Annotated in this window: 26 protein-coding genes and 1 tRNA gene; 15 read left to right on the forward strand and 12 right to left on the reverse strand. The window is 16.9% G+C overall.

The features are described from left to right. The first annotated feature begins 18 nt into the window (after positions 1 to 18). Both dnaX and KHQ18_RS00490 read left to right on the forward strand, forming a co-directional pair. Positions 19 to 1,062, forward strand: coding sequence for a DNA polymerase III subunit gamma/tau (gene dnaX / locus KHQ18_RS00485; protein WP_212113195.1), 1,044 nt, complete (start codon positions 19 to 21; stop codon positions 1,060 to 1,062). A gap of 114 nt (positions 1,063 to 1,176) precedes the next feature. Continuing rightward, positions 1,177 to 3,210 carry an AAA family ATPase gene (locus tag KHQ18_RS00490; RefSeq protein ID WP_212113196.1) on the forward strand — a complete coding sequence of 678 codons (2,034 nt, stop codon included), beginning with the start codon at positions 1,177 to 1,179 and terminating at the stop codon, positions 3,208 to 3,210. Positions 3,211 to 3,373: 163 nt separating this feature from the next. Here KHQ18_RS00490 and KHQ18_RS00495 read toward each other — a convergent pair whose 3' ends face one another. Further along, positions 3,374 to 3,574, reverse strand: a complete 201-nt coding sequence (locus KHQ18_RS00495; RefSeq protein WP_212113197.1) for a Sec-independent protein translocase subunit TatA/TatB — start codon at positions 3,572 to 3,574, stop codon at positions 3,374 to 3,376. A 72-nt stretch (positions 3,575 to 3,646) separates the two neighbouring features. On the opposite strand from KHQ18_RS00495, the gene KHQ18_RS00500 reads away from it, so the two are divergent. Together KHQ18_RS00500 and clpX are read left to right on the forward strand one after the other, a co-directional pair. After that, complete coding sequence (locus KHQ18_RS00500; protein WP_212113198.1) at positions 3,647 to 4,354, forward strand: ATP-dependent Clp protease proteolytic subunit; 708 nt, start codon at positions 3,647 to 3,649, stop codon at positions 4,352 to 4,354. A 207-nt stretch (positions 4,355 to 4,561) separates the two neighbouring features. Further along, positions 4,562 to 6,064 (forward strand): ATP-dependent Clp protease ATP-binding subunit ClpX, encoded by a 1,503-nt coding sequence (clpX, locus tag KHQ18_RS00505; protein ID WP_414646645.1) that lies wholly within the window; start codon positions 4,562 to 4,564, stop codon positions 6,062 to 6,064. Between the two features lie 54 nt (positions 6,065 to 6,118). Here the strand turns inward: clpX and KHQ18_RS00510 are convergent. Next, positions 6,119 to 6,190, reverse strand: a tRNA-Met gene (locus tag KHQ18_RS00510). Positions 6,191 to 6,235: 45 nt separating this feature from the next. Here KHQ18_RS00510 and ureA point away from each other — a divergent pair. Both ureA and ureC read left to right on the forward strand, forming a co-directional pair. Then, positions 6,236 to 6,829, forward strand: coding sequence for an urease subunit gamma (gene ureA, locus KHQ18_RS01795; RefSeq protein ID WP_212113199.1), 594 nt, complete (start codon positions 6,236 to 6,238; stop codon positions 6,827 to 6,829). Positions 6,830 to 6,841: 12 nt separating this feature from the next. After that, entirely contained in the window at positions 6,842 to 8,539 is a 1,698-nt protein-coding gene (gene ureC, locus KHQ18_RS00520) for an urease subunit alpha (RefSeq protein ID WP_212113200.1), read from the forward strand. A gap of 33 nt (positions 8,540 to 8,572) precedes the next feature. Here ureC and rpe read toward each other — a convergent pair whose 3' ends face one another. Continuing rightward, positions 8,573 to 9,244: a ribulose-phosphate 3-epimerase gene (rpe, locus tag KHQ18_RS00525; protein WP_212113201.1), complete on the reverse strand. Its 672-nt coding sequence runs from the start codon at positions 9,242 to 9,244 to the stop codon at positions 8,573 to 8,575. A gap of 27 nt (positions 9,245 to 9,271) precedes the next feature. Continuing rightward, positions 9,272 to 10,213 carry a thioredoxin-disulfide reductase gene (gene trxB / locus KHQ18_RS00530; protein ID WP_212113202.1) on the reverse strand — a complete coding sequence of 314 codons (942 nt, stop codon included), beginning with the start codon at positions 10,211 to 10,213 and terminating at the stop codon, positions 9,272 to 9,274. Positions 10,214 to 10,242: 29 nt separating this feature from the next. Between trxB and KHQ18_RS00535 the strand changes: the two genes are divergently transcribed. Further along, positions 10,243 to 10,650: a type I restriction enzyme HsdR N-terminal domain-containing protein gene (locus KHQ18_RS00535; RefSeq protein WP_212113203.1), complete on the forward strand. Its 408-nt coding sequence runs from the start codon at positions 10,243 to 10,245 to the stop codon at positions 10,648 to 10,650. Between the two features lie 64 nt (positions 10,651 to 10,714). Here the strand turns inward: KHQ18_RS00535 and gap are convergent, their stop codons facing one another. The 3 genes from gap to KHQ18_RS00550 form a co-directional block, all read right to left on the reverse strand. After that, positions 10,715 to 11,728 (reverse strand): type I glyceraldehyde-3-phosphate dehydrogenase, encoded by a 1,014-nt coding sequence (gap, locus tag KHQ18_RS00540; protein WP_212113204.1) that lies wholly within the window; start codon positions 11,726 to 11,728, stop codon positions 10,715 to 10,717. 182 nt (positions 11,729 to 11,910) lie between these two features. Beyond that, positions 11,911 to 12,882 carry a 6-phosphofructokinase gene (gene pfkA, locus KHQ18_RS00545; protein WP_212113220.1) on the reverse strand — a complete coding sequence of 324 codons (972 nt, stop codon included), beginning with the start codon at positions 12,880 to 12,882 and terminating at the stop codon, positions 11,911 to 11,913. A 93-nt stretch (positions 12,883 to 12,975) separates the two neighbouring features. After that, positions 12,976 to 14,442 carry a sodium:solute symporter family transporter gene (locus tag KHQ18_RS00550; protein WP_212113205.1) on the reverse strand — a complete coding sequence of 489 codons (1,467 nt, stop codon included), beginning with the start codon at positions 14,440 to 14,442 and terminating at the stop codon, positions 12,976 to 12,978. A 227-nt stretch (positions 14,443 to 14,669) separates the two neighbouring features. Between KHQ18_RS00550 and rpmB the strand changes: the two genes are divergently transcribed. The 4 genes from rpmB (at position 14,670) to KHQ18_RS01780 (ending at position 16,535) form a co-directional block, all read left to right on the forward strand. Beyond that, complete coding sequence (rpmB, locus tag KHQ18_RS00555) at positions 14,670 to 14,930, forward strand: 50S ribosomal protein L28 (RefSeq protein ID WP_212113206.1); 261 nt, start codon at positions 14,670 to 14,672, stop codon at positions 14,928 to 14,930. Continuing rightward, on the forward strand, positions 14,899 to 15,105 hold the full coding sequence (rpmG, locus tag KHQ18_RS00560) for a 50S ribosomal protein L33 (protein WP_212113207.1): 207 nt from the start codon (positions 14,899 to 14,901) through the stop codon (positions 15,103 to 15,105). The genes rpmB and rpmG overlap by 32 nt, the downstream gene beginning before the upstream one ends. After that, a complete protein-coding gene (locus KHQ18_RS00565; protein ID WP_212113208.1) occupies positions 15,106 to 15,255 on the forward strand; it encodes a DUF4295 domain-containing protein in 150 nt (49 codons plus the stop codon). Between the two features lie 404 nt (positions 15,256 to 15,659). After that, positions 15,660 to 16,535, forward strand: coding sequence for a signal recognition particle receptor subunit alpha (locus KHQ18_RS01780; protein ID WP_414646646.1), 876 nt, complete (start codon positions 15,660 to 15,662; stop codon positions 16,533 to 16,535). Here KHQ18_RS01780 and ychF read toward each other — a convergent pair. Next, a complete protein-coding gene (gene ychF, locus KHQ18_RS00585; protein WP_212113211.1) occupies positions 16,522 to 17,544 on the reverse strand; it encodes a redox-regulated ATPase YchF in 1,023 nt (340 codons plus the stop codon). The genes KHQ18_RS01780 and ychF overlap by 14 nt on opposite strands. Before the next feature lie 60 nt (positions 17,545 to 17,604). Here ychF and tatC point away from each other — a divergent pair, with 60 nt between their 5' ends. Together tatC and KHQ18_RS00595 are read left to right on the forward strand one after the other, a co-directional pair. Beyond that, positions 17,605 to 18,441 (forward strand): twin-arginine translocase subunit TatC, encoded by an 837-nt coding sequence (gene tatC / locus KHQ18_RS00590; protein WP_212113212.1) that lies wholly within the window; start codon positions 17,605 to 17,607, stop codon positions 18,439 to 18,441. Positions 18,442 to 18,552: 111 nt separating this feature from the next. Further along, complete coding sequence (locus KHQ18_RS00595) at positions 18,553 to 19,071, forward strand: hypothetical protein (protein WP_212113213.1); 519 nt, start codon at positions 18,553 to 18,555, stop codon at positions 19,069 to 19,071. 928 nt (positions 19,072 to 19,999) lie between these two features. Here KHQ18_RS00595 and KHQ18_RS01735 read toward each other — a convergent pair. Both KHQ18_RS01735 and smpB read right to left on the reverse strand, forming a co-directional pair. Further along, positions 20,000 to 20,131, reverse strand: coding sequence for a hypothetical protein (locus tag KHQ18_RS01735; RefSeq protein ID WP_262896632.1), 132 nt, complete (start codon positions 20,129 to 20,131; stop codon positions 20,000 to 20,002). 236 nt (positions 20,132 to 20,367) lie between these two features. Beyond that, entirely contained in the window at positions 20,368 to 20,853 is a 486-nt protein-coding gene (gene smpB / locus KHQ18_RS00600) for an SsrA-binding protein SmpB (protein ID WP_212113214.1), read from the reverse strand. 207 nt (positions 20,854 to 21,060) lie between these two features. Between smpB and KHQ18_RS00605 the strand changes: the two genes are divergently transcribed. Beyond that, positions 21,061 to 21,909: a transketolase gene (locus tag KHQ18_RS00605; protein WP_212113215.1), complete on the forward strand. Its 849-nt coding sequence runs from the start codon at positions 21,061 to 21,063 to the stop codon at positions 21,907 to 21,909. 193 nt (positions 21,910 to 22,102) lie between these two features. Continuing rightward, entirely contained in the window at positions 22,103 to 23,065 is a 963-nt protein-coding gene (locus KHQ18_RS00610) for a transketolase family protein (RefSeq protein WP_212113216.1), read from the forward strand. A 676-nt stretch (positions 23,066 to 23,741) separates the two neighbouring features. On the opposite strand, the gene pruA is transcribed toward KHQ18_RS00610, so the two are convergent. Together pruA and KHQ18_RS00620 are read right to left on the reverse strand one after the other, a co-directional pair. Then, positions 23,742 to 25,367, reverse strand: a complete 1,626-nt coding sequence (gene pruA, locus KHQ18_RS00615; protein ID WP_212113217.1) for an L-glutamate gamma-semialdehyde dehydrogenase — start codon at positions 25,365 to 25,367, stop codon at positions 23,742 to 23,744. An 18-nt stretch (positions 25,368 to 25,385) separates the two neighbouring features. Continuing rightward, positions 25,386 to 26,087 carry a rhomboid family intramembrane serine protease gene (locus KHQ18_RS00620; protein WP_212113218.1) on the reverse strand — a complete coding sequence of 234 codons (702 nt, stop codon included), beginning with the start codon at positions 26,085 to 26,087 and terminating at the stop codon, positions 25,386 to 25,388. Positions 26,088 to 26,301 lie beyond the last annotated feature (214 nt).

The following is a 26,301-nucleotide window of genomic DNA, read 5'->3' on the forward strand; positions in this document are numbered from 1 at the left end:
AAATAATAAAATATAAAAATGAAATATTATACTTCTTTTCCTATAAAATATAGACCAAATACATTTGAAGATATAATTGGTCAAAAAAATATTATACAAAGTATTAAAAATTATATTAAAAATAAAAAATTACCTCATACTATACTTTTTTATGGACAAAAAGGAGTAGGAAAAACAACATTAGCAAGAATATTATCTAAAAAAATTAATTATAAAATTCATAATTATGAATTTAATATTCTAGAATTAGATGCTGCTTCTTATAATTCAGTTGAAAATATAAGAAATATTATTGATCAAGCTAAATATTCACCACCATTTGGATATAAAATTTATATAATAGATGAAGTACATATGTTATCTACATCTGCTTTTAATGCATTTTTAAAAATTTTGGAAGAACCACCTATACATGTTTATTTTATATTAATTACTACAGAAAAAAATAAAATTCCAGAAACTATTTTATCAAGATGTATAATTTATAAATTTAAAAAAATTTCTATTGAAGAAATACAATTTTTTTTAAAAAAAATTTCAATAAAAGAAAATATTAAATATGATGAAGAGTCTTTATTTATGATAGCAAAAAATTCGTATGGTTCTATAAGAGATGCATTATATTTATTTGATAAAATTTCTTCTTTATCAAATGGAAAAATTTATAAAAAAATAACAATGGAAGAAATAGGAATAATTGATGAATATTATTTGTATAAATTAATGAATTATATAATAAAAAAAGATATTTTTAAATCTTTTATTTTACTAGATTATATATTAAAAAAAAATGTATTTGATATAGAAAATTTTATAAATGAATTATCAATTTATATTAAAAATATGATTTTTATAAAAAATCCTATATCTTATAAATTTTTTTTAAAAAAAAAAAAAATAAAAATTAAAAATTTATATAAAAAACAAGAAAAATATGTTTCATTATCTTATTTACAAAAAGCGTTAGATATTTGTGGAAATACTATATTAAATTTAAATATTAATAATAATAAAAGATTAATTTTAGAAATAACAATTAATAAATTAATATTATTAAATTAATTATTTAAAAGTTATTTATTAAAATAGTTATTTATTAAAATAAAATTATTAATATTAATTAAAGTTTTATTTTTTTAAATAATTATTAAATTTTATAAATTAAATTATAAATATATGTCCAAATTTAATCAAGATGATATTAATATTGAAGAAGAAATTTATGATGAAAATTATTCAACAAAAACTCCTTTTTTAAATAATTTAGGAAAAGATTTAACATATCTTGCTCTTACAAATAAATTAGATCCTGTTATAGGAAGAGAAAAAGAAATAGAAAGAATATCACAAATATTAAGTAAAAGGAAAAAAAACAATCCAATATTAATAGGAGAACCAGGAGTAGGAAAATCTTCTATAGTAGAAGGTTTAGCCTATAGAATTGTTAATAAAAAAATTTATAGTAAATTATATAATAAAAGAATAATACTATTAGATATTTTAAATATTATTTCTGGAACAAAATATAGAGGACAATTTGAAGAAAAAATTAATTTATTAATAAATGAATTAAAAATAAATAAAGATATTATTATTTTTATAGATGAAATTCATACTATTATAGGTTCTGGAAATAATATTGGAGCTTTAGATATTTCTAATATTTTAAAGCCTTTTTTATCTAAAGGAGAAATTCAATGTATAGGTGCAACTACTTTAAATGAATATAAAAAATATATAGAAAAAGATGGAGCTTTAGATAGAAGATTTCAAAAAATAATTTTAGAACCTACTTCAGAAAAAGAAACAATTAATATTTTAAATAAAATAAAAAAAAAATATCAAGATTATCATGATGTTGTATATACGGATAAAGCTATTAAATCTTGTGTTTATTTATCATCAAGATATATAAATGATAAAAATTTACCAGATAAAGCAATAGATATTTTAGATGAAGCTGGATCTAGAGTAAATATTAAAAATGTTAAAATTCCATTTAAAATTAATTTATTAGAAAAAGAATTGAAAAAAATAAAAATTGAAAAATTTAAAATTTTAAATGAAAAATTAGAAAAATTTAAAAAATATGAAGAAGCTGATAAATTAAGAGAAAAGGAAAAAAAAATTAAAAAAGAATTAATAATAGAAAAAAAAAAAATTAAAGAAAATTTAAAATTTAATAAATCAATTGTATATGAAAAAAATATATCAGAAATAGTCTCTGTTATAACTGGTATTCCTATTAGGAATAATGATTTTTATTCAATATCAAAATTAAAAAATATAATTTTTAATATTAAAAAAAAGATTATTGGACAAGATTTAGCTATAGAAAAAGTAGTTAAATATATAAAATTAAATCTTTTAGGAATTAAAAATAATAAACCAATAGGTTCATTTATATTTATTGGAAATACAGGAGTAGGAAAAACTTTTTTATCAAAAATTATTACAAATGAATTTTTTATTAACGAATCATATTTATTAAGAATAAATATGAGTGAATATCAAGAAAAAAATTCAATAAATAAAATGATAGGATCTCCTCCTGGATATATTGGATATGATGAAGGAGGACAATTAACAGAATTTGTAAGAAGAAAACCTTATTCTGTAATTTTATTAGATGAAATAGAAAAAGCTCATAAAGATATTTTTAATATTTTATTACCAATATTAGACGATGGAACTATTACAGATAATACAGGAAAAATAATTAATTTTAGAAATACTTTAATTATATTAACATCTAATATAGGAACTAAAGAATTGTATTCTATAAATAATTCAATTGGTTTTGAAAAAGAAAAAAATATTGATTTAAAAGTTAAAAAATCTATTATAAAAAAAAATTTAGAAATAACTTTTTCACAAGAATTTTTAAATAGAATTGATGAAATTATTATTTTTAATAATTTAAATAAAGAAAATATTTCATCAATAATTAATATAGAATTAAAAATATTAAATAATAAGATTAAAAAATTAGGATATAATTTATTTTTTTTAGAATCTATTAAAAAATATATTTTAAATCATAAAAATTTTAATATAAAATATGGAGCTAGAAATATAAAGAAAATTATACAAAATAATTTATTAAATATAATTTATGAATATATTATTTCTGGAAAAATAAATAAAAATAAAAATATTCATTTTTATTATGAAAATAATAAAATAAAATTTTTAAATATAAATAATTAAATTATTTTATTAAATAATAAATATTTATTAAATAATAATTATAAATAATAATTAATTAAATAATTAAATAATTAAATAATTAAATAATAATTAATAATAATTAATTATTATTTAATTATTAATATTAATTATTAATTAATTATTAATTATTAATTATTAATTATTAATCATTTTTTTTAATAAAATCATTATTATCATTATCATTATCATTATCTTTTATTTTTATAGCTTTATTAAATTCTTTTAATCCTGTTCCTAATCCTTTCATAAATTCAGGAATTTTTTTACCACCAAATAATAAAAGAGCTAAAATAACTATAACAACTAATTCAGTTTTTGATAAATTTGAAAAAATATACTTCATTTTTATTTTTTTTTTTTATAATTTAAAAATATAATTTACATGTTATAAAAATTACATTAAAATAAAATTTACATGTTTAATAATGAATTTGAAAAATATGCTATAAAACATATTAATATTAATAGTTTATTTTTAAATAAATATATTTCATCTTTTAATTTTAATATTAAGAATATTACTCCATATATTACAGAAGAAAGAAAATTAAATGTTGTTCAAATGGATGTTTTTTCTAGATTAATGATGGAAAGAATTATTTTTATAGGTACTATTATAAATTCTCAAGTAGCTAATATTATACAAGCTCAATTATTATTTTTACAATATATTAATTCATCTGAAATAAGAATATATATTAATTCTCCTGGAGGGGATGTTTATTCTGGATTTGGTATTTATGATACAATGCAAATGGTAGAGCCTATTATTTCTACTACATGTACAGGAATTGCTGCATCAATGGCAGCAATTTTATTATGTGCTGGAAATAAAGGAAAAAGATATTGTTTAAAACATTCTAGAATAATGATACATCAACCAATTGGAGAAGTAAAAGGTCAAGCATCAGATATAGAAATTACAGCAATTGAAATAAAAAAAATAAGAAAAGAATTATATAAAATTCTTTCTAAACATACTGGACAATCATTTGAAAAAATATCAAAAGATTCAGATAGAGATTATTGGATGGAATCTAAAGAAGCTCTTGAATACGGAATGATTGATAAAATTTTAGGAGATAAAATTTTAGGAAGTAAAAAAAAAAAATTAAAAAAATAAATTATAAATAACAAAATGTATACAAAAAAATATATAAATAAAAATAAAATAAAATTTAATATTTACAATTAAATTAAAATAATATAATTTTTATAATTTTAATATTGTATTTAATATAATATTATATTTTTTTAAATTGTAAATATAAATAAAAATTAAATATAAATTAATAAATATAAAAATAATATATTAAAAATAATATATATTATGATAAAATCTAATTTTTTTAAAAAAAAACCTAAAGATATAAAAAAATATTTAGATCGATATATTATTGGACAAGAAGAAGCTAAAAGAATAATTTCCGTTGCTGTTTATAATCATTATAAAAGAATATTATATTTATTATCATCTAATAAAAATTTTAATAATAATTATTACTATTTATACGATTATAATAAATATTCATACTATTTTTTTAATAAAGACGATTCTAACGATGATTATTATGATGAGTATGATGATGATGATGATTATGATGATTATGATGAATATGATGAATATGATGAGTCTGATGATGAGGATGAGGATGATGATGAGTCTGATGATGAGGATGAGGATGATGATGAGTCTGATGATGAGGATGAGGATGATGATGAGTCTGATGATGAGGATGAGGATGATGATGAGTCTGATGATGAGGATGATGATGATGATGAGGATTATTATGATAAATATAAATCAAAAGAAAAATATTACGAATTATCAAAATCAAAATTAAAATCAAAATCAAAAAAAGAAAAAGATAAAGAAAAAGATAAAGAAAAAGATATAGAAATAGAAAAATCAAATATTATTATTATAGGTCCTACTGGTACTGGAAAAACTCTTATAGCAAGATCTATTGCTAAGTTTTTAAATTTACCATTTGCTATAATAGATGCTACTTCTTTAACAGAAACAGGATATGTTGGTGAAGATGTAGAAAGCATTTTAATAAGATTATTACAAGATTCAAATTATGATATTGATTTAGCAGAATTAGGAATAGTGTATATAGATGAAATTGATAAAATTGCAAATCCATTAAAATCAACAATAACAAGAGATATATCTGGAGAAGGTGTACAACAAGGTTTATTAAAAATATTAGAAGGATCTATTATTAACGTTCCAATTTTTATAAAAGATAATAAAAAATTAATTTCAATTAATACTAAAAATATTTTATTTATTGTTGGAGGTTCTTTTCAAGGATTAGAAAAGATTATTTTAAATAGAATAAATTACAAAAAAATAGGTTTTTTAGAACATAAAAAAGATAAAATAAATTATTATAATAATAATAATAATAATAATAATATTTTAAATTTAGTAACAGAACAAGATTTATTTGAATTTGGGTTTATACCAGAATTTATAGGAAGATTACCTATTATTACTTGTTTACATAAATTAAAAAAAGAAAATTTTAAAAATATTTTATTACATACTGAAAATTCTTTAATTAAACAATATAAAAAATTATTTGAATTAGATGGTATTAAATTACATTTTACTGAAGAAGCTATTGATGAAATAGTTAAAATATCTTTTGAAAAACAAATTGGAGCAAGAGGATTAAAAAGTATTTTAGAAAAAGTATTACAAGATTTTATGTTTTATTTAAAAGAAAATAAAAAAAATGAAAAGGAAAATGAAATAAATAAAATAATTATCAATAAACAATATATAATTAAAAAAATATATAATAATTATAATTATAAATAAATAAAATTATAAATAAAATTTATTAATTATCGGTATATAATTATCGTTTATTAGTAGCGGGAGTAGGACTCGAACCTACGACCTTCGGGTTATGAGCCCGACGAGCTACCACTGCTCTACCCCGCGATTTATTTATAATATAAATATTTTTTTATATAAAAAAAAAAAAAAATGCATTTTACTATACAAGAAAAAGAAAAATTATTAATTTATTTATCTGGAGAAGTTGCTAAAAAAAGATTAAAAAAAGGAATTAAATTAAATTATCCAGAAAGTGTTTCTTTAATATCAAATTATATAATGGATTATGCTAGAAGTGGAGAAAATATTTATAATATATTAAAATATTCTAAAAATATATTAACTTATGATCAAGTAATGGATGGTGTTCCAGAATTAATTGAAAAAATACAAATAGAAGCTACATTTCCAGATGGAACTAAATTAGTTACTATACATAATCCTATTAAAGGAAAATCTAAAATTATTCCTGGAGAATATAAATTGAAAAAAAATAATATATATTTTTTTTCAGAAAGAAAAAAAATTTTTAGAAAAATATTTAATAGTGGTGATAGAGTAATTCAAATAGGTTCACATTTTAATTTTTATAAAGTAAATAAATTTTTAAAATTTAATAGGAAAGGAACAAAAGGATATAAATTAAATATTCCTTCTGGAACTTGTATAAGAATTTATCCTAAAAAAAATAAAATAGTTGAATTAGTAGAAATTGGAGGAGAAAAAAAAATATATGGTTATTAAAAAAAACAAAATATGGAAAAAAAACAATATGTTAAATTATACGGACCTACAGTAGGAGATAAAATTAGATTAGGTGACACTTCTTTATTCATTGAAATAGAAAAAGATTATATTAATTATGGAGATGAATGTATGTTTGGAGCTGGAAAAACTATTAGAGATGGAATGGGACAAAATTCTACTTATAAAAATAATAAAAATATTTTAGATTTAGTTATAACAAATGCAATTATAATTGATACTTGGGGAATTATTAAAGCTGATATTGGAATTAAAAACGGAAAAATAGTTGGAATAGGAAAATCTGGAAATCCACATACAATGGATAATATAAATAAAAATATGATTATTGGTACAGAAACTGAAATAATTTCAGCAGAAAATAAAATAGTTACTGCAGGTTGTATAGATAGTCACGTTCATTATATTTGTCCTCAGTTATTATACTTAGCATTACAAAGTGGTACAACAACTGTTATTGGTGGTGGTTATGGTCCAACAACTTCTACTTTAGCTACTAATTGTACTTCAGGTAATATAAAAAATATGATTTTATCTACTGATAAATTTCCAATTAATATTATGTTTTTAGGATGTGGAAATAGTTCTTATAAAGAAATTTTAATTAATCAGTTAAATGAAGGTTGTGGTGGATTAAAAATACATGAAGATTTTGGTGTTACAAAATCTGTTATTAATACATCATTAGAAGTTTCTGAATTATTTGATATTCCAGTAAATATACATACAGATACTCTTAATGAATCAGGATATGTAGAAGATACAATTTCTATTTTTAAAAATAGAACTATTCATTCTTATCATACAGAAGGTGCAGGTGGTGGACATACTCCAGATTTATTAAAATTTTGTTCTTTTAATAATATATTACCATCTTCTACTACTCCAACTATTCCTTATTCAATTAATACATATGATGAACATATAGATATGATTATGTCATGTCATCATTTAAATTATGATCTTAAAGAAGATATAGAATTTGCTAAATCAAGAATTCGTAAAAATACAATTTCTGCTGAAGGAATATTACATGATATGGGAGCTATTAGCATGATTAATTCAGATTCTCAAGCTATGGGAAGAATAGGAGAAATTATTATAAAAACATGGCAATTAGCTGATAAAATGAAAAAAGAAATAGGTAAAATATATGATAATGAAAATAATAATAATGAAAAAGAAGATAATTTTAGAGTAAAAAGATATATAGCAAAATATACAATTAATCCTGCAATAGTACATGGAATTTCTAAATATGTAGGATCTATTGAAATTGGAAAAATAGCTGATATAGTTATATGGAATCCTAAATTTTTTGGTGTAAAACCAGAAATGGTTATAAAAAAAGGATGTATTATAATATGTAATATTGGTGATCCTAGTTCAAGTATATCTAGTTCACAACCAAATACATATAAAAATATGTTTAATAATTATAAAATAAGTTATTTATTTACTAATAAATATTCATTTGAAAATAAAAAATTAAATTATTTAAAATTAAAAAAAAATATTAAACCTGTAAAAAATTGTATAAAAATAAAAAAACATAATTTAATTTTAAATAACAATACTCCTAATATTGAAATTGATAAAAAAACATATGATGTATATATAAATGGAGTAAAATCTTATTATAAACCTTCAAAATCTTTACCTCTTTCACAAAAATATTTTTTATTTTAATTAAATTAATAAAAAATAAAATAAAAATAAAAATTATAAATTTTTCATTTTAAAAATAGTTTTTATTGGATTTGATGATAAAAAAATAGCATTTCCTGATATTAGTACATCAGCTCCTAATGAAAATAATTTATAACAATTTGATAAATTTACACCTCCATCAACTCCTATTAATATTTTTTTATTTTTTTTATCAATTATTTTTCTTGCTTTTTTTAATTTACTATATATATTATTAATAATTTTTTGACCACTAAAACCTGGATTTACTGACATAAGTAAAATAAAATCTATATAGTCAATTATTTCTTCTATTATATTTAATGGTGTATGTGGATTTAATACAATACCTGCATTTATTCCACTATTTTTAATAGTATAAATTAAATTAATTAAATTACTACTGCAAGATTCATAATGAATATGTAAATATTTAATATTTTTTCTTTTATATTTATCATGTATAATCTCATTAATATATTTTTCAGGATTAATAGTCATTAAATGTACATCTATTGGTTTTAATAAATATTTATTTAAAATTTTTAATATAAAAGTTCCAAATGAAATATTTGGTACAAATAATCCATCCATAATATCTACATGAATTAAATCAGCAACACTTTTATTAATTAATTTAATATCTTTTTCAAGATTTAAAAAATTTGCAGATAATATTGAAGGTGAAATAATTCTTTTTTTCATTTTAATAATTTAATAAAATTGTATGTATTATAAAATATTGTTATCTATAAAATATTTTTTTAAATCAATAGCCGCCATACACCCACTTCCTGCAGCTGTTACTGCTTGTTTATAAATAGGATCTTGTACATCACCAGAAGCAAATACTCCAGGTTTATTAGTTATAGTTGTTTTTTCTTTTGTTATAATATATCCATTTTTATCCATTTTAATTTGATTTTTAAAAATTTCAGTATTAGGTTTATTTCCTATAGAAATAAAAATACCATCTAAAACAATAATTAATTCTTTTTTATTTTTATTATTTATTATTTTTATTTTTTCTACTTTAGTATTTCCAATAATTTCTATTAATTCATAATTAAAATAAACTTTAATATTTTTTACATTTTTTATTTTTTTTTGTAAATATTCTGTACCTTTAAAATAATTTTTTCTTACTATTAAAAAAACTTTTTCACATATATCTGAAAGATATAATGCATCTTCTAAAGCTGTATCTCCACCTCCAATTATAGCAACGTTTTTTTTTTTAAAAAAAAAACCATCACAAATAGAACAATAAGATACACCTAAACCAATAAATCTATTTTCATCTTTAATTCCTAATTTTTTATAACTTGATCCTGTTGAAATAATTACACCATGTGTTTCTATAAATTTTCCATTTTCTAAAAAAATTATGTGTTTTTTTCCAATTTCTTTAGAAAAAAGAACTTTTTCAATAGATATATTATATATTTTAGTTCCAAATTTTTCAGATTGTTTTTTCATTTTTTCCATTAAAACTGGACCTAAAATTCCGTTGTTAAATCCTGGATAATTTTCAACATATTTTGTATTATTTAATTGTCCTCCAATATTAATACCAGTATATAATATTGGATTTAATCCAAATCTAGATATATATATTGCAGAAGTATATCCTGATGGACCAGAACCTATTATAACTACTTTTTTATACTCCATATTTTATTTATATTATAAAGTTATAATATATGTTTAATAATGAAATTATTAATAAAATTATTTTAATAAATAATAAAAAATATATTTTTTGTTTAATTAGAAAAAAATTTGTTAATTTTTCTTCAGAAGAATGGGTAAGACAAAATATTATTTACTATCTATTAAAAATTAAAAATTTAAATAAAGAAAATATTAAAGTAGAATATTATATTAAATATATTAAAAAAAGATTAGATATTATTATTTTTAAAAAAAAAAAACCTTTTATAATTATTGAATGTAAAAAAATAGATATTATTTTTAATAAAAAATTTTTTAATCAAATTATTTCTTATAATTTTTTTTTAAAATCTAAATATTTAATTATTACTAATGGTATTAAATTTTTCATTTATAAAGTAGATTATGAAAATAAAAAAATAATTTTAAAAAAATAATTTTATGTTTATATAGTTATTTATAGTTATTTTATGTTTATAGTTTATTTTATATATATGTTTATTATTTAAACATGTATTCAATAAAATTTACAAGTTTATATGAATAAGCAGTTTCATTATCATACCATGCTATTAATTTAAAAAAATATGGATTTAACATAATACTTGCATTAATATCAAAAATACATGTATTTTTATTTCCAGAAAAATCAGTAGAAACAACTTCTTCATTTGTATAATCTAATATTCCTTTTAATTCATTTTTAGAATATTTTTTAATACATTTTACTATATATGAATAGTTAGTTTTATTTTTAATTCGTACAGTAACATCTACAACTGAAACATTTACTACTGGTACACGAAATGCCATTCCTGTTATTTTTCCATTTAATTCTGGAATAATTTTTCCAACAGCTTTTGCTGCTCCAGTTGATGAAGGAATAATATTTACTAAAGATGATCTACCTGCTCTCCAATCTCTTATAGAAGGACCATCAACTACTTTTTGAGTAGCAGTAGATGCATGTATTGTAGTCATTAATCCTTCTATTAAAACAAAATTATCATGTATTACTTTTATTAGTGGAGCTAAACAATTAGTTGTACATGAAGCAGTAGAAACTATTTTTTGATTATTATAATTTTTATTATTTACTCCCATAACAAACATTGGAATACTATCATCTTTTGGTGGAGCAGATATAACTACTTTTTTTGTTCCATAACCATCACATAAATGTTTAGATGCTTGTTCTTTTGTTAAAAATAATCCTGTAGATTCTACAACACATTCTATATCTAATTTTTTCCAATTAATATCTGAAGGATTTTTTTTAGATAAAATTTTTATTTTTTTTCCATTTAAAATTAAATTATTATCTTCTATTTTAATTTCTTTAAATTTATTCTTATGAACTGAATCATATTTAATCATATATGCTATATAATTAATATCCATAAGATCATTAATTGCAACAACTTCTATTTTTTTATTAAAAAAAGCAGCTTTAAAAACTAATTTTCCAATTCTACCAAATCCATTTATTCCAATTTTTATTTTTTTTGAATACATATAAATTTTATTACTTTTTTATTATTATTTTAATTATTAATAATTAATATTTTAAATTTTTAATAAAATTATATACTTAATATAATTAAAATATAATTAAATTAATTATATAATTTTATTATAATTTTATTATAATTTTATTACTTATTAATAATATATAAAGATATATAATCTAAAAATATCTAAAAAAATAATATTTTAGATATTTTAATTAATTCTTCATCTATTTTATTTTTTTTTTTATTAAATTCTTTTAAAAGAGTATAAGAAATTTTATTTTCTTTACTTCCAACTATAAATCCATATTTACCATCTATTAAAGATTTAACACTAAAAAAACCTAATTTACTTGCTAATACTCTATCAAAACAAGTAGGATTTCCTCCACGTTGAATATGACCAAGTATAGATACTCTAATTTCATAATTAGGATATTTTTTTTTAGTAATTTTAGCTAAACTATATGCTTTTTGTATTTTTTTATCTTCAGAAACTATTATAATACTAGAAGATTTTCCTTCTTTATTTCCTTTATCAATTGATTTAAACAAATTATTAATATTATAATTTTTTTCTGGTAACATAATATTTAAAGCACCTGTTGCTATACCACTATTTAATGCTATAAAACCAGATTCTCTTCCCATTACTTCTATAAAAAATAATCTATTATGAGATGTAGCTGTATCTCTTATTTTATCTATTGCAACAATTACAGTATTTAAAGCTGTGTCATATCCTATAGTACAATCAGATCCATATATATCATTATCTATAGTTCCTGGAATTCCAATTATTGGAATATTATATTCTTCCTCAAAAATTTTAGCTCCTGTCAATGTTCCATTTCCACCAATAATAATTAATCCATCTAATTTTTTTTTTTTAAAATTTTTATATGCTTTTTTTCTTCCTTCTTTTGTTTCAAATTCTTTAGATCTAGCTGTTTTTAAAATAGTTCCACCACGATTAATAATATTTTTTACATCTATTGTACATAGATTAATAATATTTCCATTAATTAATCCTTTAAATCCAAATAATATTCCAAAACAATTAATTCTATAATAATAAGCAGTTTTTACTATAGAACGTATAGCTGCATTCATACCTGGTGAATCTCCTCCAGATGTTATTATTCCTATATTTTTCAGGTTCACTTTTTAAAAGAATTTTTTTAATTTTTTAAATAAAATAAATTTAAATAAAATAAAAAATAAATAAAAAATAAAAAAAATAATATTTAATTATTTTTTTTTATTAAATTCTTTTTCAAATTTAATAAAATTATTTATTAAATTATCATTTTTAATAAATTTTTCAGTTAAAAAAGTTATTAAAAAAATTGAAAAAGAAGAAACTATAAAACCTGGTATAATTGCATATATTTTTTTTGAAATAGGTAAAAAAATCCAAATTAATACTGTTAAAGTACCTGAAATAATTCCTGATATAGCTCCATAAAAATTAATATTTTTAAAATATAAACTATATAAAACTATAGGACCAAATGAAGATCCAAAACCTGCCCAAGCATATGATACTACGTCTAAAATATTTTTTTTTAGAAAAAAAGATAATATTAAAGAAAATAAAGTACTAAATAATACTAAAATACGTCCTATATTTAATAATTTTTTATCATTTTTTTTTTTACATTCACTTTTTTTAAAAAAAAAATTCTCATAAATTCCTTTTAATAAATTATTTGAATTAACTAATACTTGAGAAGAAGTAGAATTTATTATTGCAACAATCATACAAGATAAAAATAATCCTATAAAAATTGGATTAAATAATTTTCTATTTAATATAATGAAAATAGATTCTGTATTAATTTTTTTTTTATTAGTCTTAAAATAAGAAATGCTTATTAAGCCAATAATCATAGAACTTAACATTGAAATAATCATAGAAAAAATTCCTAAATTTCTTGATTTTTTTAAATCTTTAATAGAACGTATAGCCATAAAACGTGTTAATATATGTGGTTGTCCAAAATATCCTAATCCCCAAGATAAAAGTGAAATAATATATGATATATATTTTTTTTTAAAAAAAATTAATTTATTTTTTGGAATTGATTGAAAAATATTATAAAATCCTCCTAATTGATGCATAGAAACAAATGTAATAATCATTAAACTTAATAAAACGGTTAATCCTTGTATAACATCTATTGAACTTATTGATAAAAAACCACCAAAAAATGTATATAAAGCTATTATAATAGAAATAATTACTAAACCAAATTTATATCTTATTTGAAATGCACTATAAAGTAATTTTCCTCCTGCAATAATTCCTGAAGAAACATAAATAGAGAAAAAAATAAAAATTATTATAGAAGATAAAGTAGAAAGAAAATTATATTCGAATCTATTTTTTAGATAATCAGAAAAAGTAAAAGAATTTAATATTTTTGTATAAGTACTGAATCTAGGGGCTATAATGCTATAATTTAAAAAAGATCCAATAATTAATCCTAATATTATCCAAATACTTTTTATACCTATTAAATATACCATTCCTGGAAATCCCATTAATAACCATCCACTAAGATCTGAAGAAAAAACAGATAAAGCTGTTGATATAAAATTTAAAGAACGAGTTCCTAAAGTGTAACTTGAAATATCATTTAAACTTTTTTTATAAGAATAAATATTAATAAATATTATTAATAAAAAATAAAAAATAATAAAAAAAAATTCCATATATATAATATTTTAATTTTATTTAAATATATTATTATTTATTTTATTAATATATTATAATTAATATATTATATTATAATTATATATTTTTAAATTTTATATTTATATATTTATTTTTAAATATATTTATATATTTTATAATATATTTATATATTTTATTTTAATATTTTTATAATAAATAATTTAATATTTAATTTTATTTATTAATTATTTTTAAATTTTTTTTTATGTCAAAAATTTGTCAAATAACAGGAAAAAAAATGATGGTAGGAAATAAAATATCTAATTCTAATATAAAAACTAAAAGATTATTTAATATTAATTTTTTTAAAAAAAAATTTTTTATTCCTTCTAAAAAAAAATGGATAAAATTAAAAGTATCTTCTCACGGAATTAGAATAATTAATAAAATAGGAATAGAAAAAGCTTTAAAATATTATTATAAAAAAAATTTTTATGAAAAAAAAAAAAAAATCAAAAAAAAATAAAAAAAAAAATAGAAAACCTATTATTTTAGAGTGTATAGAACATAAAAAAATAGGATTACCAGGTATTTCTCGTTATTCTACTATAAAAAATAAAAAAACTACAAATAAGAGGATAGAAATAAAAAAGTATAATCGTATTTTGAAAAAACATACTATTCATAAAGAAATTAAATAAATGGAAAAAAAAGTTAAAGCTTTTAGATTAATTAAATCTAAAAAAAATAAAAAATATTATTCTTTTGAAGAAAAAATTATAAATATAAAAGATATTAATAATTTTTTTAAAAAAAATGATAAAAATAAAAAAAATGATAAAAAAAAATAAATAAAATAAATAATAAAATAATAAAAATAAATAATAAAAATAAATAATAAAAATAAAATATAAAATAAAAAAATTTTTTATAAAAAAAATATTTTTAAAATTTTTTAAAATATATTATAATTTTTAAAATATATTATAATTAAAATATATTATATATTAAAATATTATAAAAATATTTATTAAATATTAATTATAAAAATATTTTTTTTTTTATAAAAATATTATAAAAAAATTTTTTTAAATAAAAAAATAAATAAAAAATAAATAATTTATAAAAAAATAATTATAAAAATATTTAATAAAAATATTTAATAAATATTTAATATTTATAATATTTAATATTTATAATATTTAATATTATATTTATAATAATATATGAAAAATAATATTTCATTTATAAAAAAATTAAAAATAAATTTAATTTTTTTTTTTATAAACTTTTTTATAAAAAAAAAAATAATTTTTATGAAAAAATAGAAGAAATTTTAATTAAATATGGAGTAGGAATTAAAACAACAAATAAAATTGTTGACAATATTAAAAATAAAAATTTAGAAAATTCATATTCATACTTATCAGACTTAAATTCAATTAAAGAAATTATTAAAGAAGAATTTAATATAATTTTTAATAAAATTCCTATTTATAAAGAGGATTATTTAATTAAAGAAATTAATAATTTTCCATATGTTTTTAATATTATAGGAATTAATGGAGTAGGTAAAACAACTGTTATAGGAAAATTATTATATAGATTTAAAAAAAAATTTAATATATTAGTTAGTGCTGCAGACACTTTTAGAGCAGCTGCTATTTCTCAATTAGAGATTTTATGTAATAAATATAAAATTAATATATTTAAAGAATATGAATCTAATCCATCTTCCGTTGTTTATAATTCTATTAAATATGCTAAATCTAAAAAAATAGATATTGTTTTTATAGATACATCTGGACGTTTACATAATAATAAAAATTTATTAAATGAATTAAAAAAAATTAATAATATTACAAAAAAATTAACATATAATAATTCATTTAAAAATTTTTTAATATTAGATGGAACTAGTGGAAATATTGTATTTGATCAAATAAGAAACTTTTTAAATTATATTCCTATACATTTTATAATATTGACAAAATTTGATTTAACTAAAAAATGGGGAATAATAATTGGAATATATGATCAATTTAATATTCCTATAATATATATAAGTAATGGAGAAAATATAGAAGATTTATATGAATTTAATAAAGAAAATTTTTTCAATTTTTTTTAAAAATAAAATGAACTATATCTCCATCTTTTATGGAAGAATTTTTTCCTAAAAAAAAAATTTTACCTTTCTTTTTTAATAATTCTTCAGATTTATATTTTATATAATCTTTATAATGAATTACTTTTGCTTTAATAAAACCTTTTTTAAAATCAGTATGTATAATTTCTGCTGCTTGTAGTGTATTTGTTCCTTTTTTCATTATCCAAGAACGAATTTCTTTTTTAGAAACAGTAAAAAAATTTTCTAATTCTATAAAAGAATAAATTTTTCTAATAATATTATAAATATCTTTTTTATTTAAGTATTCTTTTTTTAATGTTAAAAACATTATTTTTTCTTTTTTTTGTAAATTATTTTTCAATTTATTAAAAATTAATTTATCTTTTTCTGTTATATATTTATCTATATTTATTAAGTAAATAACAGGTTTATTTGTTAATAAAGAAAGATTTTTCAATATTTTTCTTTCTTGTAAATAATCTGAAAAAAAATAAGAACGTAAATTTTTACCTGAATTTAATATTGATATAGTTTTATTTATAAAATTTATTTCTTTTTTATTATTATTATTTATTTTTTTTAAATACTTTTTTAAAGTTTCTATGTCTTTTAATTGTAATTCTGTTTCTACTATTTCTTTATCTCTTATAGGATCTATATTATTTTCTACATGAATAATATTATTATCTTTAAAAGACCTTAATATATGTATAATTACATTAGTTTCTCTTATTTTTGATAAAAATCTATTTCCTAAACCTTCTCCATTATGAGCACCTTTAATTATTCCTGCTATATCAATAAGTTTAATTGTAGAATAAATAATTTTTTTAGATTTTATTATTTTATTAATTATTTTTAATCTATTATCTATAACATTTATTATAGATATATTTGGATCTATTGTACAAAAAGGAAAATTTTTTACTTCTGCTTTATTTTTATTAGAAATAAAATTAAATAATGTAGATTTTCCAACATTAGGTAATCCTATTATTCCGCATTTCATATTAAATTTAAATTTATTTATTTATTTATTTATTTAATAAAAATTTTATAAAAATAAAAAATGAATACATATAACACAGAAAGTTTAAAATTATATTATAATAAAAATAATCAAAGTTTTTTAAGTCATTTACAAAATTTTAGAGAACATTTAATAAGATGTTTTTTATTTTTTTTAATTAATATTATTTTTCTTTTATTAATAAAAAAAAAAATTATTTTTGATTATATTATTTTTTTTCATTTTAAAAAAAATTTATTACTATGTAATGAAAATAATTTTTTAAAAGAAAAAAGTTTTTTTTTATTAGAAGATAAAATTTTATTACAAAATAGAGATTTTTTTGGTCAAATAAATACTTATTTTTTAGTTATTTTTTATTTAGGATTAATTTTATCTTTTCCATATTGTATATATGAAATTTGGAAATTTATTAAACCAGCATTAAAAAATAATGAGAAAATAACAATAAAAAATATTTTTATACTTTCTTTTATTTTATTTTTTATAGGTTCATTTTTCGGATACTTTTTATTATTTCCTATAACTATTAATTTTATTAATAATTTTAGTATTAGTAAATTTATATTTAATATTTTTGATTTATATAATTATATTTATTCTATGTTTTATTGTACTATAATGATGGGAATAATTTTTTTATTACCAATTTTTATTATTGTATTATTAAAATTAGAAATAATTTCACATTATATTTTACGTAAATATAAATTATATTTTTTATTTATAATTTTTGTTATAATATCAGCTATAACACCAGGAGATATATTAATTACTTTAATATCAATATTTCCCATTTTATTTTTATATGAAATTATATTATTTTTTTATTTTTATGATATAAAAAATAATATAAAAAAAATTTTAAATAAATAATATTTAAATAATTAATAAATTTTATAATAAATAAATATAATAAAATAAAAATATAATAAATATAATAAATTAATTTATTAATAAATATAATTAATAATAAATAATATATTTATGAATAATAATTGTGATAATAATTTTTATATAGGTGAAAAAATTTCTATTTTAGATAAAAGTATAAATGGAATTATAAAAAATTTTATTAATAATAATTTAGTTACTATAATTAATGATTTTGGATTTGAAGAAATTTATCCAATAAAAAAAATAGTAAAAAATATAGATATTAAAAATTATTTTAAAAATAATTATAAATATAAAAATGAATATAAATATAAAGATAATGATAATTTAAAGAAAAAATCTTTACTTATAATTGATTTACATTATAAAAATATACCAAAAATTTATATTAAAATAAAATCAAATATTGTAGAAAAACAAATTTATTTTGCTAAAAAAATAATTGAAAAATTTTTTTTTAAAAAAAATATAAAATTAATTTTAATTCATGGTAATGGAAAAGGAATTTTAAAAAAAAAACTTTTTAATTTATTAAATAATTATAAATATAAATATAATTATAATTTAAAATATTATAAATATAATAATGCATCTATAAAAATAGAATAATACAATATATAAATATAATATATATAATACAAAAATTAATACAAAAATACTAACAACTAATACATTACATACTACCTACATACTACTACACATACTACTACATTTACATACATTAATATAATATAATATAATATAATATAATATAATATAATATAATATATAAATAATATATATATATATTCATATCATCATAATATCATAATAAATCATATATATAAAAATATAAAAATATATTATAACAATATAAATATATCATAAATACAATTACATATATATATACATACATACACTATACATAACATATAACATAACATATACATACACTATACATAATACCATCAACAACATAAAACAAATACTAATACTAAATATCATATCCATATTATACATACATAATATCATATAATATCATATTATATCATATACATTCCATATAAATTAATTATCTCATCATAATAAATATCTATCATAAATTAAATATCTATTATCATACATCACTCACTCAACTCACATCAATAAATCAATCATATCCATATAAATTAATTATCTCATCATAATAAATATCTATCATAAATTAAATATCTATTATCATACATCACTCACTCAACTCACATCAATAAATCAATCATATCATATACATACATATCATTATCATATACATATAATAATATCCATAAAATATACTATACATACATAAAACATACATAAATACCTACCATAATACATAATACATAAATAAAAATATAATAAATATATATATAGAGATTAAATTAAATATATAATATTAAATTATACTATAAATATATAGTAATAATATTTATTTAAATAAATTATTAATTAAATATAAAAAATTATAATTTAAATTTATTATATAATTATATTTAAAATTTAAATTTATATAAAATTTTTTATATAAAATTTATAAATTTTATTTATTTAAATTTTCTTTATTTAAATTTTTTTTTTGTTTTAATTTATTTTTTTTATTTCTTAATTTTATAAAAATTATAAAAAATATTAAAATAATAAGAAATGCAAAAAAAAACCAAATTTTTTTCATAATTATTTTATTTATAATTAAATAAATATATAAATAATTTATTAAATAAATAAATTATTTTAATAAAATAATAAAATTTTTTAAAATAATAAAATTTTTATTATTAAATAAAATAATAAATATTATTATTTTTATTATTAATAATTAAAATAAATTAAAATAATTTTTAATAATTAAAATAATTTTTAAATAATTTTTAAGTAAATTTATTTAATTAAATTAAATAATAAAATTTATTATTTTTTTTTAAAATTTCTATTAAGAAAAATATTCAATTCTTTTTTTTTAATAGTTTCTCTTTTATCATATATTTTTTTACCTTTTACTAAACAAATATTTAATTTAACTAATCCAATTTTAGAAAAAAAAATTTTTTTTACAGCAATTGTTAATTTAAATTTTTTTATTTTTTTATAAATTTTAATTATTTCTTTCTTTTTTAATAAAAGTTTTCTTTTTCTTTTTGTACTTATAATAAAATTCTTATTAAAAGAATAATTTGGAATATGTAAATTAAAAACAAAAATTTCTCCATTTTGTATTTGACAAAAAGCTTCTGATATATTTGCTTTATTCAATCTTAAAGATTTTACTTCTGATCCAAATAATTTAATTCCAGATATATATTCTTCAATTAAATCATATTTATAATATATTTTTTTATTTTTTACAATAATTTTTTTATAAATATTTTTTTTATTTTTATAAATATTTTTTTTCATATTTTAAATTATTAAAATAAAAAAAATAATTATATTATATTATTATCATATTATTATTATTATATTATTATTATATTATTTATTTAATATTATTGGTTAAAATCAATTAGAACAAATTATTATCTTATTATTATCTTATTTCTTATTATTATCTTATTATTATATTATAATAATAATAAATTATAAATAAATTATATTTAAATTAAAATGAATAATATTTTTGAATTAAAAAATCTTTGTACTCAAGTAAGAAGAGATATATTAAGAATGATTTATTATGCTAATTCAGGTCATCCTGGTGGATCTTTAGGATGTACAGAATTTTTTGTTGCTTTATATAAAAAAATTATGAATTATACTTCTAATCCATTTAAAATAGAAGGAAAAAATGAAGATGTATTTTTTTTATCTAATGGACATATTTCTCCTGTTTATTATAGTATTTTATCTAGATCAGGTTTTTTTAATATAAAAGAGTTATATAGTTTTAGAAAAATAAATTCTAGATTACAAGGACATCCAACAAATCACGAAGGATTACCAGGAATAAGAATTTCTTCAGGATCTCTTGGACAAGGTATGTCTGTATCTATAGGATATGCAATATCAAAAAAATTAAATAATGATCCTTATTTAGTTTATAGTTTACATGGAGATGGAGAATTAAACGAAGGACAAATATGGGAAGCTATTTTATATGCAGGTGCAAAAAAAATAGATAATTATATAGCAACTATAGATTATAATAAAAAACAAATAGATGGATCTACAGATGATGTTTTACCTATGGGTAATTTAAAAAAAAAATTTGAATCTTTTGATTGGGAAGTATTAGAAGAATATGAAGGAAATAATATAGAAAAAGTTATAAATATTTTATTAAAAGCGAAAAAAAAAACTAAAAAAAATAAACCTGTTGTTATAATACTTCATACTAAAATGGGATATGGCGTTGATTTTATGTATGATAATCATATTTGGCATGGTAAACCAATAAATAAAGAACAATTATATAAATCTTTAGAAAAATTACCAGAAACAATAGGTGATTTTTAATAAAATGATATTATAATAAAATAAAAAATAACATAAATATTATTAATTATAAAAATAAATTTTAATTAAATAAATTATTTTAAATAAATTATTAAATTATTTAATAATTATTAAATTATTTAATAAAATTATTTAATTAATTATTTAATTATTAAATTAATTTTATAATATATATATAAAAATATATATAAAAATGATTTTTAATTACAAATATCAAGGATTAAAACAAACAAGATTAGGTTTTGGAGATGCATTAGTTAAAATAGGAGAAAATAATGATAAAATTATTGCTTTATGTGCTGATTTAACTGAATCTCTTTGTATGACTAATTTTTCTAAAAAATTTCCTAAAAGATTTTTTCAAATTGGAATTGCAGAATCAAATATGATTGGAATTGCTTCTGGTTTAAGTATTAATGGTTATATACCATATACTGGTACATTTGCTAATTTTTCTACATCTAGAGTTTATGATCAAATTAGACAATCTGTTTCTTATTCAAATAAAAATGTAAAAATTTGTGCATCTCATTCTGGAATTTCTTTAGGAGAAGATGGGGCAACACATCAAAGTTTAGAAGATATAGGATTAATGAAAATGCTTCCAGGAATGACTGTAATTAATACATGTGATTATAATCAAACATATGAAGCAACTATTGCTATTTCTAAATATAATGGACCTGTTTATTTAAGATTTGGAAGACCAGAAGTAGCTAATTTTACTAAAAAAAATTCATTTAAAATTGGAAAAGCTTTACTTTTAAAAGAAGGAAAAGATGTAACTATTATTTCTACAGGACATTTAGTTTGGGAATCTATTGAAGCTGCTAACTTTTTATTAAAAGAAGGAATTGATTGTGAAGTTATTAATATACATACTATTAAACCATTAGATGAAAAATTTATTTTAAAATCTGTACTAAAAACTCGTTGTTTAATAACAGCAGAAGAACATAATTATATTGGAGGTTTAGGTGAAAGTATTGCTGGTTTATTAAGTAAAAAATTACCTACATTACAATATTTTGTAGCAGTAAATGATATGTTTGGAGAAAGTGGTAAACCAAAAGAATTAATGAAAAAATATAAAATTACTACAAAAGATATTATTAAAAAAGTTAATAAAATTTTTAAAAAAAAAATAAATAAATAAAAAAAATATTAATAAATAAATAATTAAAAAAAATAAAAATATAATTAAAATAATTAATAAATAAAGTAAATTTATAAGCCGGATTCTGTAATATTTTAATAATATTTTTTAAATAATATTATAAAAAATAATCTTTATCATTTATCTAGGATATAAATTACTTTATATCTCAAACTGCCTACCCCCTAATATAAATTTGTATATGAGCAATATATTTTTAAAAAATTTATATATAGTATATTTGGCATTTCACCACATAGAAGTTTACATTATTCCACTACATCATGATTTAACAATATTATTGTAAACATTATTAATTTAAACATTAAATGATTTATAAATATAACATTAATGTAAAAATTAATGTGTTAAAATACATATGTACTTTATTTCTGTTGCACTAGTCATCGTTTTACAACGTACGGTAATTACCCGTTATGTTTGCTCTTGGTGTCCGGACTTTCCTCATTTTTTTTTAAAAAAACGCGATAAAGAAATTTACTTTATCATTAATTAATACATAACATAAATATTACATAATAACATAATATATTTACATATTATATTATAACATTATTACATACATACATACATACATACATACATACATACATACATACATACATACATCATTCATTAAATTACATAATAATAATCAATAAATTATTAATATTAATTAATCCATAAAATAATATGAATATTTTTTATCTGGATCAAAATTTTCTTTAATTGTTCTAATAGATGTCCATCTAAGTAAATTAATAAAAGATCCTGATTTATCATTTGTACCAGATAATCTTGATCCTCCAAAAGGTTGTTGTCCAACAATTGCTCCAGTAGGTTTATCATTAATATAAAAATTACCAGCACTATTTCTTAGAATATTAGATGCTTTTTCTATTATATATCTATTATTTGAAAAAATAGATCCAGTTAAAGCATATTTAGAAGTATTATTAATAATATTTAAACAATTTTCCCATTCTTTATCTTCATATATAAAAATAGTTAAAACTGGACCAAATATTTCTTCTATCATAATTTCACAATTAGGATCTTTTGTAATAAAAATAGTTGGATAAATAAAATATCCTATAGTTTTATCATAAACTCCTCCACATAAAAGTTTAATATCATTATTTTTTTTTGCTCTTTCTATATATCCTTTAATTCTTTCAAAAGAATTATTATCTATTACAGCATTTATAAAATTATTAAAATCTCTTGGAGATCCTAATTTAATCGTTTTTACTTCTTTTAATAATAAATGTTTAAATTTTTTCCATATACTACGTGGTAAATATGCTCTAGAAATTGCTGAACATTTTTGTCCTTGATATTCAAAAGCACCTCTAATAATAGCTGTAATTAATTCATTATAATTAATTGTATTATCAGACCAAATAAAATTTTTTCCACCTGTTTCTCCTACTATTCTTGGATAATTTTTATATAAATTAATATTACTTCCTATTTTTTTCCATAAATAATTAAAAACTTCAGTAGATCCTGTAAAATGAACACCAGAGAAATCAGGATGATTTAATACTATATCACTTATTGATTTTCCATCTATTAATACCATATTAATAACACCATCTGGTAATCCAGCTTTTTTAAAAATTTTCATTAAAATATTTGCTGAATAAATTTGTTTATTAGATGGTTTCCATATTACAACATTTCCCATCATAGCCATACATAATGGTAAATTACCTGATATAGCTGTAAAATTAAAAGGTGTAATTGCTAATAAAAAACCTTCTAATGGACGATATTCTAATCTATTCCATACTTTATCTGATGAATTTGGCTGATTTTTATAAATTAATTCCATATATTTTACATTAAATCTAATAAAATCTACCATTTCACCTATAGCATCAATTTCTGCTTGATAAATATTTTTAGATTGTCCAATCATAGTAGCAGCATTAATTTCATATCTATATGGTCCAGAAATTAAATCTGCTATTTTTAAAAAAATAGAAGCTCTATTTTCCCAAGATAATTTATTCCATTTTTTTTTAGCATTTAAACAGCTATCTATAGCATTTAATAAATCTTTTTTATTACCTTTATTCCAATAACCAACAATATTTTTATTATCATGTGGAGGTTTAATTTCAATTTTTTTTTCACTAAAAATTTCTTTTCCTCCTATATATTGTGGAATATCTATTTTTTTTTTATACATTTTATCATAACACTCTTCTAATAAAAATCTTTCTTTACTTAATGATTTATATGTTTTTATCTTTTCATTTTTTGGTGTAGGAAAAGAAAAAATTGAATTATTCATTGTATTTTTTTTAATTTTTTATTTTTGTTTTAATTTTTTTTTATATATAAAACATTTTTTAGATATAAAACCTAAAAATATTCCTATTAAAATTCCTGTTATATGAGATATATGTCCTACATTTAAATTTAATTTGAACAATAAATCAAATATACTTAAAAATAAAAAATATATTATAAATTTAGAGAATTTTATACAATATTTTTTTGAAAAAATTTTTATTTTATAAATAGGATAAAATACATATATTATTCCCAATAATCCATATATAGCACCTGATGCTCCTAAAATATAAAAATTATTAAAATCAGTATAATATAAAAATAAAATTTGAAATAAAGAAGAAAATATTCCAGTAAATAAATAATATAATAAAAATTTTAATTTTCCTATTTTATTTTCTATTATAAACCCAAATATAAATAAATAAAACATATTAAATAAAATATGTTTAAAATCTATATGAGAAAAAAAATTAGTAATAATTTGATAATTAGTAATAAGATTATAAAATGAAAATGAAATTTTTTTAGATGATAAAACAAAAAATTTTATTTTATTTGGGAATAAAAATAATATATAATAAATTATTATATTTATTAAAATTAATAAATAAGTAATAAATAAATTCTTATTTAAAATTTTTAAAATTAGTTCATTTATTTCATAATTTTTTTTTAAAATCTTTTTCTTTAAAGAAAGAAAAAATTTTTTTTCCATATGGACAAAAATTATTAATTTTATTTTTAAAAAAAATATTAATAATTTTTTTAAAATTATTATTAAAATTATTATTAATATTATAATTATTAAAATTATAATAATAATAAAAATTTTTAATAATTTTTTTAAAAAAAATAAATTACGATTTTTTAATACGATAAAACCTTTTATAATTTATAACAATTTTTTCTTAATTATATAATATTTAAAT

Source organism: Candidatus Shikimatogenerans silvanidophilus (genome assembly GCF_018200315.1).
Taxonomy (GTDB): domain Bacteria; phylum Bacteroidota; class Bacteroidia; order Flavobacteriales; family Blattabacteriaceae; genus Shikimatogenerans_A; species Shikimatogenerans_A silvanidophilus.

Coding starts and splice junctions, on each gene's coding strand:
- dnaX (WP_212113195.1), top strand. CDS start 19: ATGAAATATTATACTTCTTTTCCTATAAAATATAGACCAAATACATTT.
- KHQ18_RS00490 (WP_212113196.1), top strand. CDS start 1,177: ATGTCCAAATTTAATCAAGATGATATTAATATTGAAGAAGAAATTTAT.
- KHQ18_RS00495 (WP_212113197.1), bottom strand. CDS start 3,574: ATGAAGTATATTTTTTCAAATTTATCAAAAACTGAATTAGTTGTTATA.
- KHQ18_RS00500 (WP_212113198.1), top strand. CDS start 3,647: ATGTTTAATAATGAATTTGAAAAATATGCTATAAAACATATTAATATT.
- clpX (WP_414646645.1), top strand. CDS start 4,562: ATGATAAAATCTAATTTTTTTAAAAAAAAACCTAAAGATATAAAAAAA.
- ureA (WP_212113199.1), top strand. CDS start 6,236: ATGCATTTTACTATACAAGAAAAAGAAAAATTATTAATTTATTTATCT.
- ureC (WP_212113200.1), top strand. CDS start 6,842: ATGGAAAAAAAACAATATGTTAAATTATACGGACCTACAGTAGGAGAT.
- rpe (WP_212113201.1), bottom strand. CDS start 9,244: ATGAAAAAAAGAATTATTTCACCTTCAATATTATCTGCAAATTTTTTA.
- trxB (WP_212113202.1), bottom strand. CDS start 10,213: ATGGAGTATAAAAAAGTAGTTATAATAGGTTCTGGTCCATCAGGATAT.
- KHQ18_RS00535 (WP_212113203.1), top strand. CDS start 10,243: ATGTTTAATAATGAAATTATTAATAAAATTATTTTAATAAATAATAAA.
- gap (WP_212113204.1), bottom strand. CDS start 11,728: ATGTATTCAAAAAAAATAAAAATTGGAATAAATGGATTTGGTAGAATT.
- KHQ18_RS00550 (WP_212113205.1), bottom strand. CDS start 14,442: ATGGAATTTTTTTTTATTATTTTTTATTTTTTATTAATAATATTTATT.
- rpmB (WP_212113206.1), top strand. CDS start 14,670: ATGTCAAAAATTTGTCAAATAACAGGAAAAAAAATGATGGTAGGAAAT.
- rpmG (WP_212113207.1), top strand. CDS start 14,899: ATGAAAAAAAAAAAAAAATCAAAAAAAAATAAAAAAAAAAATAGAAAA.
- KHQ18_RS00565 (WP_212113208.1), top strand. CDS start 15,106: ATGGAAAAAAAAGTTAAAGCTTTTAGATTAATTAAATCTAAAAAAAAT.
- ychF (WP_212113211.1), bottom strand. CDS start 17,544: ATGAAATGCGGAATAATAGGATTACCTAATGTTGGAAAATCTACATTA.
- tatC (WP_212113212.1), top strand. CDS start 17,605: ATGAATACATATAACACAGAAAGTTTAAAATTATATTATAATAAAAAT.
- KHQ18_RS00595 (WP_212113213.1), top strand. CDS start 18,553: ATGAATAATAATTGTGATAATAATTTTTATATAGGTGAAAAAATTTCT.
- KHQ18_RS01735 (WP_262896632.1), bottom strand. CDS start 20,131: ATGAAAAAAATTTGGTTTTTTTTTGCATTTCTTATTATTTTAATATTT.
- smpB (WP_212113214.1), bottom strand. CDS start 20,853: ATGAAAAAAAATATTTATAAAAATAAAAAAAATATTTATAAAAAAATT.
- KHQ18_RS00605 (WP_212113215.1), top strand. CDS start 21,061: ATGAATAATATTTTTGAATTAAAAAATCTTTGTACTCAAGTAAGAAGA.
- KHQ18_RS00610 (WP_212113216.1), top strand. CDS start 22,103: ATGATTTTTAATTACAAATATCAAGGATTAAAACAAACAAGATTAGGT.
- pruA (WP_212113217.1), bottom strand. CDS start 25,367: ATGAATAATTCAATTTTTTCTTTTCCTACACCAAAAAATGAAAAGATA.
- KHQ18_RS00620 (WP_212113218.1), bottom strand. CDS start 26,087: ATGGAAAAAAAATTTTTTCTTTCTTTAAAGAAAAAGATTTTAAAAAAA.